The sequence below is a fragment of the Rhodococcus sp. Leaf233 genome (genome assembly GCF_001426165.1).
Lineage (GTDB): Bacteria > Actinomycetota > Actinomycetes > Mycobacteriales > Mycobacteriaceae > Rhodococcoides > Rhodococcoides fascians.
Map to the genome: position 1 here is coordinate 1 of NZ_LMRO01000005.1, position 16,638 is coordinate 16,638.

The following is a 16,638-nucleotide window of genomic DNA, read 5'->3' on the forward strand; positions in this document are numbered from 1 at the left end:
GCTAAGCCCTCCAGCGCCGATGGTACTGCACTCGACAGGGTGTGGGAGAGTAGGACACCGCCGAACACAACATCCCAAAATGCCCCTGACCACCCGTGGTCAGGGGCATTTTGCATTCGAAACCACCACCCACACAACAGTATGCACCGCTCGCGCTGCTGAACTCGCAGGCATCCACACCTGCACCCCCAGTCCCATCATCGCCATACGGACCCCCCGCCCCCTCGCCCCAGGGCCGCGAACGCGCGCGCACTCGCCGGACGCGAGCAGAACAGTGACACCACACTGCGCGCACCCGGCAAACGCGCGCGCATTCGCATAGCACCAGAGGTGCCGGCACCACGTCGCCTCCGACAGTGCCGGACGTTCACTCGCAACACCCATCCCGTTCGCACACGCGAGCGCGTTTGCCACACGCGAGCAGAACAGCGACACCGGACTGCGCGTACCTGACAAACGCGCGCGCGTTCGCGTACACCGGGAAGGCCTACCGACCGATCGAATCGAAGTAGTCGGGCCACACTCCACCACTCGTTCGAGTGCGCCCCTGGAACGCCCAGCTGCACAACAATTCTCGAGCGCCGAATTTAATCAGTGGAGTTCGATGCCTCGGCAGTGCATGATCGTCGTACGGGTACATCGCATCGATCGTGGAGGTGGACAATGGCAGCAAATTTCGAGCTCGCAGGCCGGGGCGTCGTCTACACGCGATCCGCGGCTATTGCCGATCACGCTCTCTGAGTAGAGCTTTCGCGGATCGAGGCCGATGAGCCTCGACAACGACGCGTCGACTATTTTGCGCCGCACGGCTGTGCTCCGTGTGAGGCGTCCATTCTTTCTGTAGGAGAACAGATGTACTACGAACATGTTTTGAGTGAACATCGACAACGGGTTGCCCGGGGTGTCGAGAACTACGAACGGCGTCGGGTAGCAGCCGAGCGGGCTGCGGAAAGTGTTGCGGCACAAGAACGAATCGAACCCGTTCAGGAATCGGTCGGGAAAACCACTGGGAACGACGAGGGAACACCCGGAAACGGTGACAGTTCTGAATCCGGTATCGGGTCCGGATTCGTCTCGGCAAATCGCTGACCGGTCATCGTTTGACCAGATGTGAATATCGATCGCCGGCTGCGTCGATGAAGTCGCGCACGAACCAGCACGCAGGGACCACTTGGAGGCCCTGCGTGCTGGTGTCGTCGAGGGCGTATTCGGTGAGCGCGGCGGCCAGCCCTCGGCCGCGGAACCGAGGCAGTGTCACGGTGTGGTGGAAGGTTCGGACGCCGTTCGACTCGAAGTACTCGGAGTACCCGGCCGGCTCGGAGTCGACGTGAATCTCGAATCGGTGGGCGGCGGTGTCATGGGTGATCGTCACCGGCATTGCGGTACCTCCTGGCAGTGTTCGATGTCTCCACGGTAACCGGCAGCCGAACGGCGATCTTCCGGTAGTTACTCGAGCACGCATCGACGCAGTAGGCTGAGGGAAACCGAGTCGTGCGAGCGCCACCCGTCGCAACACCTCTCTTCATAAGTACGGGGCGCTCGAGGCTTAAGGCGGCAAACCGTGGAAGACACATCCGACCGGGGAATCAAGGCTTTCATCAGAACCGTCGCGCAGCGCGGTGGACGCGCGGAGCGTCTGACCACCTCGCGTCGCAATCCCGTTCAGGTCTGGTCGATGGACGGTAAGTCCTCCTGCATCGTGCGGGTGCGATCGAAGGTCACGGGCGACTGGAAGGCCCGCAGGCAGGACGAGTCGCTCGAGAGCGACGACACGGGGTCGTCGTACTGGGTGTTCGTGGACCTGGCAACCGAGGAACCGCGGTTCTACATGGTGTCCTCCGAGGAGATGGCGTCGGATATTCGTGGAGAAGTGGATCTGTGGGTACAGGATTCGCCGCTACGGACACGAACCGGGCATCACGCCATTGCAGTCGACAGGGTGGCTCACGGCAGTGAACGCTGGGAACTGCTGGGACTGAGCGCCACCCTGGACACGTCCGTCGACGTCGGACCCGAGCAGACGTGGGTTCGCACGCCCAGGGTCAAAGCAACGCGGAAGTCCAAGGTCGTCGTCGAAGAGGAAGTGATCGACAACCGGGTACGGGTGGTGGCCGATTGCGAGGGATACCGGCTCAGTGGGCGATTCGACCCGCAGACTCAGCGCCTGGAAATCACGGCCGGGCCGATGGAGGGTCGACGGTTCGACAACCCGTCCGTCGCCGCCAGTGCCGTCGCCACGCACATCAGTGGAGATGTCGAGGAGCGGGACGGCTGGCAGTTCTGGCAGTTGGACACTCCCGATCGCGCCCCTCTCGGTTCCTTTCAGTAAGAACTAGCAGGTGAACGCGGTGATCTTGTGAGCTTTCACCAACTTCGCGCAACGTGCGGAAACCGTCGAAGCGTCTGATTAACCTAGCGCTTGTACGACGAGCTCCCTGTTTCAATCGCTGGGTCGAATCGATGCTCGAGAGTTCGTCTGTGCATCGGGTTTCGGGTCTCAGCGAGCTCGACGGTCGACAGTGCGAGGGGTGCTGTCGACCGTGGGGAGAGGTATTCACCATGGAGCAGTCATACCGAGCGGCATCCGCTCATTCGTCCCGCTTCCTTTTTCTCATCGCACAGTTCGTCGATCGGAGAATTCCGGCGGAGTTCTTCTCGACGCAGTTTCGAGAACTCCAGAACACGCGGGTGACGTACCTCGATGCAGAGGTGTCGTCGGTGATCGGGATGCTGTCGGTCGACGTCGGGGCGTATCTGGGAGACGTCGACCTTCGCGGCGTGGACTACATCGATGCGGAACAGCTGTGGCGTGCAGCCGGCCACGCGTTTCGTGACCTCATGACATTGCAGTCCGAGCAGTTCGAGCGCGAGGCCGGCTGATCGGCCACCGCAGCCCGTCAGCGAAATCGATCACGGTGTCGCAGAAGGTCTTCCAGCCGGAAGCGTCGGTGGGTGCCACGCATTTCGATCGGTAGGTCTCCGGCGTCGGCCAAACGCCGGACGTAGGTGTCGGAGACACCGAGTACCTCTGCCGCTTGCGAGGTCGTCAGCAGTTCTTCGACGGTTCCGATGGCCACAGCCCTGGCGGTGGCCAGCTGGGTGAGCAGTTCGAGCACCGCAGCGCGCGCGGAGTCGTCCAGGTCCACCGACACTCCGCCGAGACGGACATCGACGTCCGTGTCCGTGTTCTCGTGCAGTGCCGTCGTGATTCGTGCGGCGGAGCGCGAACTCAGCGCGCGGGTGACGAATCGGAAGTCCATCCGACCAGGATAGGAGCGTTCGGTTCGCCTAGGCTCGGGACACCCACCATCCGAGGAGTGTTTCAGTGCCGCAGTTGTTGCACCTGGATTCGTCTGCCGACCTGTCCCGTTCGATCAGCCGTCGGGTGACAGCCCACTTCTCGGACGCGTGGCACAGCATCGGAACCGATCATTCGGTGATTCGCCGTGATCTGCACGTCAATGCATTGCCACATCTGCCGACCTCGGCACTGCATTGGGCACCGCACCTGCGGACTGCCGACGAGACCGTGGACGCGGCAGCCGAGGCTCTACAAGTCGAGCTGATCGAGGAACTGATCTCCGCGGACGTCGTACTGATCGGTGCACCGATGTACAACTGGTCGATCCCGTCGACGCTGAAGGCGTGGATCGACTACGTGCACGTTCCCGGCATCACGGTGCCGTTCGACGGCGACACAGCACCACTCGTCGGCAAGCCTGCGGTTGTGGTCACCAGTCGGGGGAACGAGTACACCCCGGGCTCGGAGGCAGCGTCGATCGACCACACCACGGGGCAGCTGCGGCAGGTTCTCGGTGCCGCACTGGGCATGGACGTGCATTTCGTCCCGATCGACCTGACCCTTGCCGAGCGGGTTGCCGGTCTGGCACCGAAGATTCCGCAGGCTCGGGCCAGCCTCGACGCGGCATTCTCGGCCGTCGACGAGCTCGCGCGGCGTCTGGGCACGATCTCGCCCGTGTGAGAGCCGAGTAGCCTGTCAGGGTGCAACCGAACGGCCCTGGTAGCGGCATCGAACGTGGACCAGGACGCCACCGGTTGGCGCGTCCGTCCGGCGACCACGCTGTTGCGCTGCGGATCGGCCGAGTGCTCGTTGCGACGGCGGCGGTGGCGTCCGTTGCAGTCAGTGGCGTCGGATTCGCGGTGTACCGGGAGGCAACCACCGGACTGACCACCTCCGATGCGCTCGACGGTATCGCGAACAACGATCCGGATGTCAACGGTGCCGACACCAACATTCTGCTGATCGGGCTCGACAGTCGTAAGGACATGGACGGCAACGATCTGCCGGCCGCGTTCGTCACCGACACCCTGCATGCCGGTGACAGCGACGTCGGGGGATACAACACCAATACGCTTCTGCTGGTGCATCTTCCGGCCGGCGGTGGACGAGCGACAGCGCTGTCGATACCGCGCGACGACTACGTCGACGTTCCCGGGTACGGCAAGCGCAAGATCAAGGAGGCCTACGGGCTCGCCAAGGCCGATGCCGACACCCAATTGCTCGACGAGGGTGTCACCGACGCGGCCGAGCGTGAGCGTCGAGCACGCGAGGCGGGGCGCCGCTCGACACTGACGGCCGTTCGCGATCTCCTCGATGTGCCGATCGATCATTTCGCGGAAGTCAATCTTCTGGGGTTCTACGACGTGGCGACGGCAGTCGGCCCGATCCAGGTCTGCCTGAACAACCCGGTGCACGATACGTACTCGGGTGCGGACTTCCCCGCGGGTGCACAAGAGTTGAGCGCGACTCAGGCGTTGTCCTTCGTGCGTCAACGGCACGGACTCGACAACGGTGACCTCGACAGAACCAAGCGGCAGCAGGCGTTCGTGGCCGGAGTGATGGCCAAGCTCAGCGCATCCGGCGTGCTGGCGAACATCAGCGAATTGCGTGAGCTGATCGCGGGTACCAAGAACGACATCGTCATCGACGCAGGCCTCGACCCGATCGGCCTGGCCGGGGGAGCCGGTGCCGTCATGAAGGGTGATATCGACTTCTACACGCTGCCGATCACGGGCTACGACACCGTCGACGGTCAGGACGTCAATCTCGTCGACGTCGACGCCATCAGAGCCGACGCAGCGCGATTGATCGGTCCTGCGCAACCGGCGCCCGCAGCCCTCGACCCGACGTCGGATCCGGCACCACCACCACCGCTCGCGGTAGCCGTACCCGAGCCGTCCCAGGACCTACCGGCCGCCCCGGACCAGGGTGTGCACAGCAACGGCGGCATCCCCTGCGTCGACTGAGCCCTGCATCGGCTCGGTCAATGGTTCGGCGAGCTCGACAGAACATCCATCAACTGCTTCTCGACGGCGGCGAACTGTGGCGTCGTCACGATCTCGAGCTCCCGGGGTCGAGGCAGCGGTACGTCGACCTGCCGTCGAACGTGGGCGGGTCGTGGCGAGAGGACCACCACCCGATCGGACAGGTAGACCGCCTCGCGGATGTCGTGGGTGATCATCAGCACCGTCCACCTGAACTCCGACCAGACCTGCTGCAGCCAGGCCTGCATGTCACTACGGGTCAACGAGTCCAATGCCCCGAAGGGCTCGTCCAACAGCAACACCGACCGTCCCTGCACCACGGTGCGCAGCAGTGCTGCTCGTTGCCGCATGCCACCGGACAGTTCGGACGGGCGAGCGGACTCGTACCCGTCGAGACCGAACACCGGGAACAACTCGCGTGCCCGCGCTCGTGCCTCCTTCTTGGCGACGCCTTGTACTTCGAGGCCGAGCGAGGTGTTGTCGAGCACCGATCGCCACGGGAACAGTAGGTCCTTCTGCGGCATGTAGGCACACGGCGGGACTCGGACCGAGCCCGAATCGGGTGTATCGAGGCCGGCGAGCATGTTGAACACCGTGCTCTTACCCGAGCCGCTCGGACCGATGATCGACACGAATTCACCGGGCCGGACGCCGAACGACACGCCGTCGAGTACCGGTTTTCCGCCGAACGATTTTCTCAGAGCCGAGATGTCGATGCTGTGCTCGAGTTCAGACATTGTGGCCCGCCGACCCCTGACGTGCCCACGGGGCGACGACGCGTTCGACCACGAACGTCGAGACGAACAGGAGCACGCTGATCACCGCGGTGACGGCAACGGCTGCAAGTACCAAATCGGTACGGAACGAATTCTTCTGCTGACTCATGTAGATACCGAGTCCTGCGGTGGCTCCTGCGTATTCGGCAAAGATCGCACCGACGACGGCGTAGGTGATGCCGATGCGAAGCGAGGTGAAGAATCGAGGAAGTGCCGACGGCAGCCGTACGTAGCGGAACTGCTGCCAGCGGCCGGCCCCCATGGTGGCCAGGAGGGCTCGCGCGTCGCGATCTGCGGCGGCGAACCCCTCGATGAGCCCGATGGCCATGGGAAAGAACGTCGCCAGTGCGATCACGAGAATCTTCGGTAACAGTCCGAACCCGAACCAGATGATGAGCAGCGGTGCGATGGCGATGATCGGCAGTGTCTGCGAGACGACGAACAAGGGTACGAACGCACGGCGCAGCCACGGGGAGAAGTCCACGGCGATGGCGAGCAGCCAGGCCAGCACGAGCGAGACCGCGAACCCGACGAGTGTCACCTGCAGTGTCGCTGCGGCGTTCTCGGCAATCGCCTCGCGTTGGGCCCAGCCCTGCGTGAGAACGCGGCCGGGGGAGGGCAGTACCTGTGGCCTGATGCCGCTGACCTCGACATAGATCTGCCACACCGCGATCGACAGGACGACGACGGTCACCGCGGGCCATGCCCACCGCAACGAAGCTCGGACACCGCTGAGCGAGAACGTATCTCGCTCGGCGGTCACCGGCTCATCGATCGCCGAGGTAGTCATCGGTGAAATAGGTGGACCAGTCCGGTTCGGCGCTCAGCGGTGCACCGCTCTGATCGGTGAGTACCCCGCTGTCGTAGAGAAACTTCGAGTACGCGGTCCACGTGTCGATGCTCTGTCGTCCGACTTCGCCCGCGGAATCCTTCATGTACTTCTCTGCGAGCATCTTCTGACTCTCGAACACCAACGATTCGTCGGTGAACGTACCGGGATTGGCGTCGATCAGATCCTGAGCCGCCCTGTCCGGATCGTCCGCTGCGAGTTGGTAGCCACGCTGCAGCGCCTGCACGAACTTCTTCGCCTCGTCCGGATGCGCAGCCAGCCACGGCTCGTTCCCGTTGATGGTGATGGCGTAGGCGTCGGGGAACCCGTAATCGGTGTAATCGAAGTACTTCATCGGCGTTCCGCTGTGCTCTGCCTCGATGCCCTCCCATGCGAGGTAGGACACGGTGAAGTCCGCAGTGCCGGAGTACACCGCCTCGTAGGCCGATGTGCCGAGTACGACGGTCTCGTATTCGCCTGTGCCACCGTCGTTCTCGATGACCTGCCGGAGCCCGGCCTGCTCGCCGGATTCACCGAAACCGGCGTAGACCTTGCCGTCGAGTGCGCGTGGGCTCGCGATGTCGTCCCGATCCGCACGCACTCCGATGCCGGTGGCCCAGTGCTGCAGTGGTGCGAGGACGGACACGGTCCGGGCGCCGGCGGATCTCGCGAAGACCGTCGAACTCTGGGTGCTGATACCGAATTCGGCGTTGCCTGCATCGACGAGCGTGTCCGCGGCCGTGTTGTTGTACGGCAGTACCTCCACATCGAGCCCGGCGTCGGCGAAGTAGCCCTCCTGAAGGGCGACGTAGAGGCCGGTGTGATTGGTGTTGGGAGTCCAGTCGAGGGCGAAACGGATGGTGTCGGAATCCGTCGACTGCGAGCAGCCGGCCATCACCGTGGTTGCGAGGACTGTCGCCACCATCACCGTGAGCGATCGAGACGTTCTCATGCGTGCACCGCGCTCTCGGTCGATGGCCACGGAGTGGGGTGTAATGCGCTGTCCCAGAACATCAATTCGTACCTCGACGCAACGACGAAGGCGTCGATCATCTGCTCACGCTGCAGTTCCGTCGCAGAGTCGGCCGCGTCGTCGACGAAGCCCTTGGCGGCATCGACGATGGCATGGAATTCGGGTGCGTCGTAGTTGGCCACCCACTGTGCGTAGGGATGACCGGGATCGCGTGCCAGCACGGCTTTCGCCGCTCCGGCGAGCGAGCGGCCGACGTCGGCGTAGATCCAGAAGCACGGCAGAACAGCTGCCGCCGCAACGGGATACGGCTCGGTCGCGGCGACGGCCGTCAGATAGGAGGTGTAGCCGAGGCATGCCGGTGAAGGCGTCGGCGTCTCGGCGGAGGGCGGGAGAACGTCTCCGGTGAGCATGGCCTCGTGCGAGGCGGCCTCGTCCATCGCACTCGCTGCAGCGCCGGCCCAGAAGGCTCCGGCCACCGGTGTCGGCGCGTGCGCTGCCAGCAGGGAGAGCGACTTCACGTAGCCACCGAGATACAGCGAATCCTGTTCCAGATATCGACGGAACGCGTCGAGTGGAAGGGTTCCCGCACCGAGTAGGCAGAGAAATTCGAGATCGTCGATCGCGCGTCTGATGTGCGCGGATGCGTCCCAGAGTCGAGTGGTGAAGCGGACCGGGTCCGCAGATACAACAGGCGTCATCGCCTTGACATCCCTTCGTCAGTATTACCTGCATCAGGTTCGGCGGGTTTGATCTCAGCATCCGCATCGGCGGACACACCCCGTGTCAGAACGTCAGTGACAGTAACACCGGTCACGATGTGCCGGTGTTACTGCCCCTTCACCTCGGCCTGGGTCTAGCCCAGCATGTCCTCGAGCTCCATGCCCTTGGTCTCACGGATGTTGGACTTGACGAAGAGGAACGACAGCGCAGCGAAGAGCGCGAAGCCGGCGTAGATGACCCACAATCCGACGGACGACGTCAGTGGTGGGAAGGCAAGCGTGACAGCGAAGTTGGCGATCCAATTCGCAGCCGTACCGATACCCAGAGCCATGGCGCGCATCCGGTTGGGGAACATCTCGCCGAGCATGACCCACATGATCGGCCCCCAGGTCGATGCGAAAAAGATGACGAACAGATTCGCCCCGACCAACGCGATCGCACCCCACGGCGACGGCAGACTGACCTCGTCGCCGCTGCCGGTCGCCTGCGAGAAGGCGACGGATGCCATGACGAGTCCGACGAACATTCCGATGGACCCCGCCATCAGCAGCTTGCGCCTGCCGATGCGATCGACGAACAGAATCGCCACGAACGTCATGGCCACGTTGATGACCGCGGTGATGACCGAGGTGGTGAACGACTGGTCCTCGGTGAACCCGACCGACCGCCACAGCGTCGTCGAGTAGTAGAAGATCGCATTGATGCCGACCAGCTGTTGCAGGACGGCCATCGTGATGCCCACCCAGACGATCGGCTGCAGACCGAACTTGGGGCCACGGATGTCGGCGAACGACGATCGGGCCTCCTTGCGCAGCGTCAGCCTGATCTCGTGCACTCGCTCGTCGGGATGCAGCTCGCCGGTGATGTTCGCCAGAACCGCGGCGGCTTCCTCGTCCAGATGCTGACCCACCAGGTAGCGGGGTGACTCCGGGATCAGGGTAGCCAGGATTCCGTAGACCAGAGCGGGGACCACACCGACGAGGAACATCCAGCGCCACGCCTCGACACCGAACCACAGGTCGTTGGAGGCTCCGTCGGCCGCACCCGCGAGAAGGGCGTCGGACAGTAGGGCAGCGAAGATACCGATGGTGATCGCCAATTGCTGCAGCGAGGCCAGCGCGCCACGCCATTTGGCGGGCGCGATTTCGGCGATGTAGGCCGGTGCGATGACCGACGCGATGCCGATGCCGAGACCGCCGAGCACACGCCAGAGCATGAGATCGGGAACGCTGAACGCGAGCCCGGAGCCGACCGAGGAAATGACGAACAGGGCCGAGCCGAGCAGCATCACCTTCTTGCGGCCCCAGCGATCGGCGAGGCTACCGGCGAACCAGGCACCGATCGCGCAGCCGATCAGGGCGATCGCAACCACGAAGCCGGTGGTGAACGAGCCGAGAGAGAAGTGGTCTTCGATCGAATCGACAGCTCCGTTGATGACCGAACTGTCGAAGCCGAACAGGAAGCCGCCTACAGCGGCGGCGACGCTGACGCCGATGACCTTCGCTGTGTGACGGTCCGAGGTCTGATTCATGTGTGATGCACCTTCTGGCCGCGCGCGGGCGCCGGCCGCTGGGGAGACCGTACGGCAGGGATTGTCGTACCGTCCTGGGACATTACGCCTGGTCTTTCGCCGCGCGAACGACGCCGTCAGCGAAGGTCGAAATCGTCGTCCGAGACGGTGAAACCGTGGCCGACCTGATCGGTGCAGGTGACTCCGGTCTGCTCGTCGACGCTGCATCGAAGCCCGTTGGTGGATCCACTACCCGCCACGGTGAGTTCTTCGCCGTACGGGAGTGCCGCCGCGGGTCCGTCGAATCGGTGGAACTTGGGATCGCCCAGGCTCTCGAACTTCGCGGGGGAGCCGGCGATGATCTGCACTGAATTGGGTTTCACCCGGTCGGAGGATGCACTGTCGGTCACCTCGGGGGCCGAGTCGGGCAGCGAGCCGTGGCAACCGGCGATCGACGTCTCTTGTACGGCTATACCGCACTCGAACTTGCCGCTGGGGCTCGTGAAGTAGTACCAGCCCGGAGCCTTGCCCGCGTACTGTGTCGGGTTCGCTTGCTGCGCAACGGCACTCGGCGTGGTCTTCGTGGTGCTGGACGGTGTCGTGGAGGACGGCGTGGAAGGCACACTGCTCGACGGCAGGCCACGGTCGGTGGTCGGAACCGCGGTGATCGGCTGGGGGCGGTCGGTGATGACCGTCGCCATGGGTCCGTCACCTCCGCCGCCCGAACCGCAGGCAGACAACAGGCACACTCCGACGACCGCCGCCAGGGCGGATCCAATTCTCTTCATGACTCGTTCCTCGGTTCGATGGGAGCGCTGCCGGGGGTTTCGAGCGGGCCGGCGTCGGGGATGGAGTTGGTACGTTGAGCAACGACCCGAAGGGAGGTGCGATGGACGACACCACGTCCGACTCCACCGTGCGTGTGAGCACGCCGTACGGCGACGTTCTCGGCTACCCGGTCGCGGCCGACGCATCGCCGACAGTCGCCTGGAGGGGTATTCCGTACGCGACGCCGCCGGTGGGTGAGTTGCGGTTTCGAGCACCGCGTCCCATGCAGCCGTGGAACGGCGTGCTCGACGGTCTGCACTTCGGTGCGATGGCACCGCAGGGCCGCGACAGCCCGGTCCCGATCGATCCGTCGTTGTCGATCTCCGAGGATTGCCTGTCGCTCAACGTGTGGGCACCACGGCCGGACGGCGAACTGCGTCCGGTGCTGGTGTGGATCCACGGCGGCGCGTATTCGCTCGGTTCGTCCGCGCAACAGGTGTACGACGGGCGACATCTGAGCGAGAACGGCGACGTGGTCGTGGTCTCGATCAACTTTCGTCTCGGCGCATTCGGCTTTCTCGATCTGTCGTCCTTCTCCACCGACGAGCACGTCTTCGAGACCAATCTCGGCTTGCGCGACCAGATTGCGGCGCTGCACTGGGTCCGGGAGTGCATCTCCGCCTTCGGTGGGGACCCCGACGAGATCACCGTCTTCGGCGAGTCCTCCGGGGGCGCGTCGGTCACCACTCTGATGACCTCGCCCAAGGCCGAGGGGCTCTTCCATCGAGCGATCGTGCAAAGTGCCCCGGCCACGTCCGTGTACGGTCCCGAACGCGGCGCTGCGGTGGCCGCCCGGTTCCTCGAGCTCGTGGGGGTCGACCGCGAGGATGTCGGCGAGTTGCTCGAGATGCACTTCAGCAGACTGGTCACCGCGGGGGACACTCTCTGCTACGAGATTCCGACCACAGTGCCTGGGACACTGGGACTTTCGCCCGTCGTCGACGGAGACATCGTGCCCCGTTACCCGGTCGCGGCCTTTCAAAAAGGTCTGTCGCACAGAATTCCGTTGATCATCGGCACCAACCACGACGAGCCCTCGATCTTCCGGTTCATGAAGTCCCCGTTGATGCCGATCACATCCGACACCGTCTCGGAGATGTTCCGGGCCATCGCGCACGATCACGCGGACATGCCCGCCTCGCGCATCGCGGAAATCATGGCCGCCTACCCGGACAGGAATAAACCCGCCGGGGCGCAGGCGATCTCGCGCGACGCGGGCTTCGTCATGCCGAGTCTGTGGATCGCCGACGGGCACAGTAGACATTCGCCGACCTGGATGTACCGTTTCGATCACGCGACGCCGATGCTCAAGGCCGCGCGAGTAGGGGCCGGCCACGCGACCGAACTGCCGTACGTGTTCGGCAATTTCGGAACTCTCAACCGAGATCCCACCTTCTGGCTGGGGGGTCGCAAACCGGCGATGGCGGTGTCGGCCCGGATGCAGCGGCGGTGGCTGGCCTTCGCGCGGTACGGAGTACCGGCCGCGCTGGACGCGTCCAAGCACTGGGCCCCGTACACCGAGAAGAATCGATGGACTCTGGTGATCGATACGTCCGACACGCTCGTCGACGATCCCGACGGAGACATGCGCGCTGCCTGGGGCGACCGGGTGGTGGGATTCAGCTGATCCGTCGCCGGCCCGCCGCCGGGTCGTCCCGCAGGCTTCACTCCTGCTCGGGACGTCACAGGCATACATCGAACGTAACAGCAAGAACACCGGCCGCTGGAGTCACAGCGGTAACAATTGAATGTCAGGCAGGAGTGGAGCCTGCGGAATGACCCGGTTGGGTAGGCCAGTCGGTGGGTGCGGTTATGTTCGATGAGTGCTGATGTCCAGGATTGTCGAAACCTCTCGGGCCGTGGCCGCGACGCGTTCGCGCAAGGTCAAGATCGAGGAGCTCGGTGCTGTGCTGTCCGAGGCACAGGCGGGTGATATCGCACCGGCGGTGTCGTGGTTGTCGGGCGAATTGCCGCAGGGACGGATCGGGGTCGGCTGGCGCACACTCGCAGATCTGGATGTCCCGTCCGCATCGGAGTCGACACTGACGGTTGCCGAGGTGGACGAGAAGTTGTCCGAGGTGGCGGCGACGTCGGGCGCTGGTTCGGCTGCGCGACGTTCGGCCCTGCTGCTGGACTTGTTCTCGCGGACCACGGCCGACGAGCGGGCGTTCGTCATCAGGTTGGTCACGGGCGAGCTGAGGCAAGGTGCGCTCGAGGGCATCATGGTCGACGCTGTCGCCGCTGCCACAGCTCTGCCGCAGGCGTCGGTGCGGCGGGCGTTCATGCTGTCCGGTCGATTGTCTGCCACTGCCGTCGCCGCCATGACCGGTGGTGTCGAGGCATTGAACGCCTTTCGACTCGAAGTCGGTCGGCCGGTTCGCCCGATGCTGGCGTCGCCGGCGGAGTCCCTTCGGGGTGCGTGGGAGCAGCTGGCGGGGGATGTGACGGTCGAGTACAAGCTGGACGGTGCCCGAATTCAGGTGCATCGCTCGGGATCCGACGTGAGCATCTACACCCGCACCCTGCGCGATATCACCGCCGGTGTGCCCGAGCTGGTGGAACTGGTCCGTGCACTTCCCTGCGAGTCGGTGGTCCTCGATGGCGAAACACTCGCACTGGACGACAGTGGCAGACCGCGTCCGTTCCAGGAGACGATGAGCCGGTTCGGTGCCGAGAGCGCACACGAATTGTTGCTGCAGCCCTACTTCTTCGACTGTCTGCATCTCGACGGCGTCGATCTGCTCGACGCTCCACTCGAAGAGCGTCTCGCAGCGCTCGACAAGGTGGCGCCGGGCCATCGGATTCCGAGTGCCGTGCGGCCCGACGCCGACGGGGCGGCCGCCCACTTCGATGCTGCGCTCGATGCCGGGCACGAGGGAGTCATGCTCAAGGCCCTGAGCGCCCCGTATGCGGCAGGCCGGCGCGGAAAGAGTTGGCAGAAGGTCAAACCCGAACACACTCTCGATCTCGTTGTTCTCGGCGCGGAGTGGGGATACGGCCGACGTACGGGCTTTCTGTCCAACCTGCATCTGGGGGCCCGCGATCCCGATGGCGGTGAACCGATCATGGTCGGCAAAACGTTCAAAGGCCTGACCGATGTGTTGCTGCAGTGGCAGACGGAGGAATTCCCGAAACACGAACGCGAGCGAGATCAGCACACTGTGTACCTGCGGCCCGAGTTGATAGTCGAAATCGAACTCGACGGAGTGCAGGTCAGCTCGCGCTATCCGGGCGGGGTGGCGCTGCGTTTCGCCCGAGTGTTGCGATACCGACCGGACAAGAACCTTGCCACCGCGGACACCATCGATGCCGTCCGCGCGTTGTTGCCCAACTCGAACTCGTGAGTTCGCCGAGAACTGTGCACGATTAATACATACGAAACCGGACGAACGATCCCGTAACACGGCGCAAAATACCTTGAGGGTGCAAGCCAGCGAGAGATGGAGTGCCGATGATGTCCACAGTTCGAGCTGCGTTGGTCCAGAGCACGTGGACCGGTGACAAAGAATCGATGATCGAGGCACACGAGGGGTTTGCTCGGTCCGCCGCCGAGCAGGGCGCGAAAGTTGTCTGCTTTCAAGAGCTTTTCTACGGTCCGTACTTCTGCCAGCTCCAGGATGCGAAATTCTACGAGTACGCCGAATCCGTACCGGGCCCGACGGTCGACCGGTTCGCGGCGTTGGCGAAAGAGCTCGGGATCGTCATGATCCTGCCCGTCTACGAGCAGGAACAGCCCGGGTTGCTCTACAACACCGCGGCCGTGGTCGACGCCGACGGCACGTATCTTGGTAAATACCGCAAGCATCACATTCCCCACGTGAACGGATTCTGGGAGAAGTTCTATTTCCGTCCCGGCAACCTGGGGTGGCCGGTGTTCGATACCGCCGTCGGCCGCATCGGTGTCTATATCTGTTACGACCGGCATTTCCCCGAAGGCTGGCGTGCTCTCGGACTCGCCGGTGCCGAGATCGTCTTCAATCCCTCGGCGACCTCACGGGGTCTGTCGAATTATCTGTGGAAGCTCGAGCAACCCGCGTCCGCCGTCGCGAACGAGTACTACGTGGGTGCGATCAACCGCGTCGGAATCGAATCCGAGTACGGCGACGACGATTTCTACGGCACCAGCTATTTCGTCGATCCCGAGGGCAAATTCGTCGGCGAGGTGGCGTCGGATTCGGAGTCCGAGATCGTCGTTCGGGACCTGGACATGGACCTGATCAAAGTGGTCCGCGACCGATGGGCGTTCTACCGCGACCGTAGACCCGACGCCTACGGCCCGCTGGTGCAACCCTGATGGCCACCACCTTCGTGCACGGCGGCACTGTCGTATCCACCACCGGCGCACAGGAACTGGATGTGCTCATCGACGGTGAGACCATCGTCGCAGTGCTGGCACCCGGCTCGGTGTCCTTGGCCGCAGATCTGAAGACATCGGCGGACGTCGTCATCGATGCCACCGGGAAGTACGTGATTCCGGGCGGCGTGGACGGACACACGCACATGGAGATGCCGTTCGGGGGCACGTTCGCCTCCGATACCTTCGAAACCGGAACGCGTGCAGCGGCGTGGGGTGGTACGACGACCATCGTGGATTTCGCCATCCAGACTCCCGGCCAACGCGTCCAGGACACTCTGGCGCAGTGGCATGACAAGGCCGCTGGTCGGTGCGCGATCGATTACGGGTTTCATCAGATCATCGGCGACGTCACCGATGATTCGCTGAAAGCCATGAGCGAGTTGGTCTCCGAGGGTGTCACCAGCTTCAAACTGTTCATGGCGTATCCGGGGGTCTTCTACTCCGACGACGGCAAGATCCTGCGCGCCATGCAGTCGGCGGCGGAAACGGGTGCGCTGTTGATGATGCACGCGGAGAACGGGATTGCCATCGATGTCCTCGTGGCCCAATCCATCGCACGCGGCGACACGGCCCCGTACTTCCACGGGACATCGCGTCCGTGGCAGCTGGAGGAAGAGGCGACGCATCGAGCGATCATGCTGGCCGACGTCACCGGAGCGCCGCTGTACGTCGTGCACGTATCGGCAAAGCAGGCTCTCGAACAGATTGCGCAGGCTCGGGGCAACGGGCAGAACGTGTTTGCCGAGACGTGTCCGCAGTACCTCTATCTCTCGCTCGAAGAACAACTCGGTGCACCCGGCTTCGAGGGGGCCAAATGGGTCTGCTCGACGCCCCTGCGGTCGCGAGCCGAGGGCCATCAGGACGAATTGTGGCGCTACCTGCGCACCGGTGACGTGGCAACCGTCAGTACCGACCACTGCCCGTTCTGCATGAAGGACCAGAAAGAAATGGGAATCAGCGATTTCTCCAAGATTCCCAACGGAATCGGTTCGGTGGAACATCGCATCGACTTGATGTTCCAGGGGGTCAAGAGCGGCAAGATCACCCTCGAGAAGTGGGTCGACGTCTGTTGCACCACCCCGGCCCGGATGTTCGGTATGTATCCGAGAAAGGGCGTCATCAGCCCGGGAGCAGATGCCGACATCGTGATCTACGACCCGAACGGGCACACCAGCATCGGGGTCGAGAAGACCCACCACATGAACATGGACTATTCGGCGTACGAGGGTTTCGAGATCGACGGGCACGTGGACACCGTCATGTCTCGCGGGCGCGTCATCGTCGACAGTGGATCCTATTCCGGCACTGCGGGACACGGCCGCTTCGTTCGCCGCGACCTGTCACAGAATCTGATCTGAG

16 protein-coding genes and 1 riboswitch are annotated in these 16,638 nt (G+C 63.8%); of the genes, 8 read left to right on the plus strand and 8 right to left on the minus strand.

Annotation, left to right across the window (positions count from 1 at the left end):
• Positions 1–1,093: 1,093 nt before the first annotated feature.
• Positions 1,094–1,378: a GNAT family N-acetyltransferase gene (locus tag ASH04_RS07350; protein ID WP_027497965.1), complete on the minus strand. Its 285-nt coding sequence runs from the start codon at positions 1,376–1,378 to the stop codon at positions 1,094–1,096.
• A gap of 183 nt (positions 1,379–1,561) precedes the next feature.
• Between ASH04_RS07350 and ASH04_RS07355 the strand changes: the two genes are divergently transcribed.
• Positions 1,562–2,329 (plus strand): hypothetical protein, encoded by a 768-nt coding sequence (locus ASH04_RS07355; protein WP_032368807.1) that lies wholly within the window; start codon positions 1,562–1,564, stop codon positions 2,327–2,329.
• 230 nt (positions 2,330–2,559) lie between these two features.
• A complete protein-coding gene (locus ASH04_RS07360; protein ID WP_027497963.1) occupies positions 2,560–2,880 on the plus strand; it encodes a colicin immunity domain-containing protein in 321 nt (106 codons plus the stop codon).
• Between the two features lie 17 nt (positions 2,881–2,897).
• Here the strand turns inward: ASH04_RS07360 and ASH04_RS07365 are convergent, their stop codons facing one another.
• Positions 2,898–3,260 (minus strand): helix-turn-helix domain-containing protein, encoded by a 363-nt coding sequence (locus ASH04_RS07365; RefSeq protein WP_032365543.1) that lies wholly within the window; start codon positions 3,258–3,260, stop codon positions 2,898–2,900.
• Positions 3,261–3,325: 65 nt separating this feature from the next.
• On the opposite strand from ASH04_RS07365, the gene ASH04_RS07370 reads away from it, so the two are divergent.
• Complete coding sequence (locus tag ASH04_RS07370) at positions 3,326–3,982, plus strand: FMN-dependent NADH-azoreductase (protein WP_080729046.1); 657 nt, start codon at positions 3,326–3,328, stop codon at positions 3,980–3,982.
• Between the two features lie 20 nt (positions 3,983–4,002).
• Complete coding sequence (locus ASH04_RS07375; RefSeq protein WP_057473186.1) at positions 4,003–5,268, plus strand: LCP family protein; 1,266 nt, start codon at positions 4,003–4,005, stop codon at positions 5,266–5,268.
• 17 nt (positions 5,269–5,285) lie between these two features.
• Here ASH04_RS07375 and ASH04_RS07380 read toward each other — a convergent pair whose 3' ends face one another.
• From ASH04_RS07380 to ASH04_RS26875, 6 genes are all read right to left on the minus strand, one after another.
• Positions 5,286–6,023, minus strand: a complete 738-nt coding sequence (locus ASH04_RS07380; protein ID WP_027497960.1) for an ABC transporter ATP-binding protein — start codon at positions 6,021–6,023, stop codon at positions 5,286–5,288.
• On the minus strand, positions 6,016–6,852 hold the full coding sequence (locus ASH04_RS07385) for an ABC transporter permease (protein ID WP_027497959.1): 837 nt from the start codon (positions 6,850–6,852) through the stop codon (positions 6,016–6,018). Before ASH04_RS07385 ends, ASH04_RS07380 begins: the two co-directional genes overlap by 8 nt.
• Complete coding sequence (locus ASH04_RS07390; protein ID WP_051365412.1) at positions 6,830–7,816, minus strand: ABC transporter substrate-binding protein; 987 nt, start codon at positions 7,814–7,816, stop codon at positions 6,830–6,832. The genes ASH04_RS07385 and ASH04_RS07390 overlap by 23 nt, the downstream gene beginning before the upstream one ends.
• 23 nt (positions 7,817–7,839) lie before the next feature.
• Positions 7,840–8,562 (minus strand): TenA family protein, encoded by a 723-nt coding sequence (locus ASH04_RS07395; RefSeq protein ID WP_032374004.1) that lies wholly within the window; start codon positions 8,560–8,562, stop codon positions 7,840–7,842.
• Positions 8,556–8,655: riboswitch (TPP riboswitch) on the minus strand. (Overlaps the previous gene by 7 nt.)
• 62 nt (positions 8,656–8,717) lie before the next feature.
• Complete coding sequence (locus tag ASH04_RS07400; protein WP_027497956.1) at positions 8,718–10,115, minus strand: sugar porter family MFS transporter; 1,398 nt, start codon at positions 10,113–10,115, stop codon at positions 8,718–8,720.
• Positions 10,116–10,231: 116 nt separating this feature from the next.
• Positions 10,232–10,882 carry a hypothetical protein gene (locus tag ASH04_RS26875; RefSeq protein ID WP_027497955.1) on the minus strand — a complete coding sequence of 217 codons (651 nt, stop codon included), beginning with the start codon at positions 10,880–10,882 and terminating at the stop codon, positions 10,232–10,234.
• Between the two features lie 101 nt (positions 10,883–10,983).
• Here ASH04_RS26875 and ASH04_RS07410 point away from each other — a divergent pair, with 101 nt between their 5' ends.
• The 4 genes from ASH04_RS07410 to hydA all read left to right on the plus strand — a co-directional run bounded on the left by ASH04_RS07410 (position 10,984) and on the right by hydA (position 16,637).
• A complete protein-coding gene (locus ASH04_RS07410; RefSeq protein ID WP_048320649.1) occupies positions 10,984–12,549 on the plus strand; it encodes a carboxylesterase/lipase family protein in 1,566 nt (521 codons plus the stop codon).
• Between the two features lie 196 nt (positions 12,550–12,745).
• On the plus strand, positions 12,746–14,266 hold the full coding sequence (locus ASH04_RS07415; protein WP_057473187.1) for an ATP-dependent DNA ligase: 1,521 nt from the start codon (positions 12,746–12,748) through the stop codon (positions 14,264–14,266).
• Positions 14,267–14,376: 110 nt separating this feature from the next.
• Entirely contained in the window at positions 14,377–15,216 is an 840-nt protein-coding gene (locus tag ASH04_RS07420) for a nitrilase-related carbon-nitrogen hydrolase (protein WP_197077429.1), read from the plus strand.
• Positions 15,216–16,637 carry a dihydropyrimidinase gene (gene hydA, locus ASH04_RS07425; RefSeq protein ID WP_057473188.1) on the plus strand — a complete coding sequence of 474 codons (1,422 nt, stop codon included), beginning with the start codon at positions 15,216–15,218 and terminating at the stop codon, positions 16,635–16,637. The genes ASH04_RS07420 and hydA overlap by 1 nt, the downstream gene beginning before the upstream one ends.
• Position 16,638 lies beyond the last annotated feature (1 nt).

What these genes read in the sequence shown, in the direction of transcription:
- ASH04_RS07395 (WP_032374004.1), bottom strand. Translation starts at nt 8,562, where the DNA reads ATGACGCCTGTTGTATCTGCGGACCCGGTCCGCTTCACCACTCGACTC.
- ASH04_RS07400 (WP_027497956.1), bottom strand. Translation starts at nt 10,115, where the DNA reads ATGAATCAGACCTCGGACCGTCACACAGCGAAGGTCATCGGCGTCAGC.
- ASH04_RS26875 (WP_027497955.1), bottom strand. Translation starts at nt 10,882, where the DNA reads ATGAAGAGAATTGGATCCGCCCTGGCGGCGGTCGTCGGAGTGTGCCTG.
- ASH04_RS07420 (WP_197077429.1), top strand. Translation starts at nt 14,377, where the DNA reads ATGTCCACAGTTCGAGCTGCGTTGGTCCAGAGCACGTGGACCGGTGAC.
- ASH04_RS07390 (WP_051365412.1), bottom strand. Translation starts at nt 7,816, where the DNA reads ATGGTGGCGACAGTCCTCGCAACCACGGTGATGGCCGGCTGCTCGCAG.
- ASH04_RS07350 (WP_027497965.1), bottom strand. Translation starts at nt 1,378, where the DNA reads ATGCCGGTGACGATCACCCATGACACCGCCGCCCACCGATTCGAGATT.
- ASH04_RS07360 (WP_027497963.1), top strand. Translation starts at nt 2,560, where the DNA reads ATGGAGCAGTCATACCGAGCGGCATCCGCTCATTCGTCCCGCTTCCTT.
- hydA (WP_057473188.1), top strand. Translation starts at nt 15,216, where the DNA reads ATGGCCACCACCTTCGTGCACGGCGGCACTGTCGTATCCACCACCGGC.
- ASH04_RS07365 (WP_032365543.1), bottom strand. Translation starts at nt 3,260, where the DNA reads ATGGACTTCCGATTCGTCACCCGCGCGCTGAGTTCGCGCTCCGCCGCA.
- ASH04_RS07410 (WP_048320649.1), top strand. Translation starts at nt 10,984, where the DNA reads ATGGACGACACCACGTCCGACTCCACCGTGCGTGTGAGCACGCCGTAC.
- ASH04_RS07380 (WP_027497960.1), bottom strand. Translation starts at nt 6,023, where the DNA reads ATGTCTGAACTCGAGCACAGCATCGACATCTCGGCTCTGAGAAAATCG.
- ASH04_RS07385 (WP_027497959.1), bottom strand. Translation starts at nt 6,852, where the DNA reads ATGACTACCTCGGCGATCGATGAGCCGGTGACCGCCGAGCGAGATACG.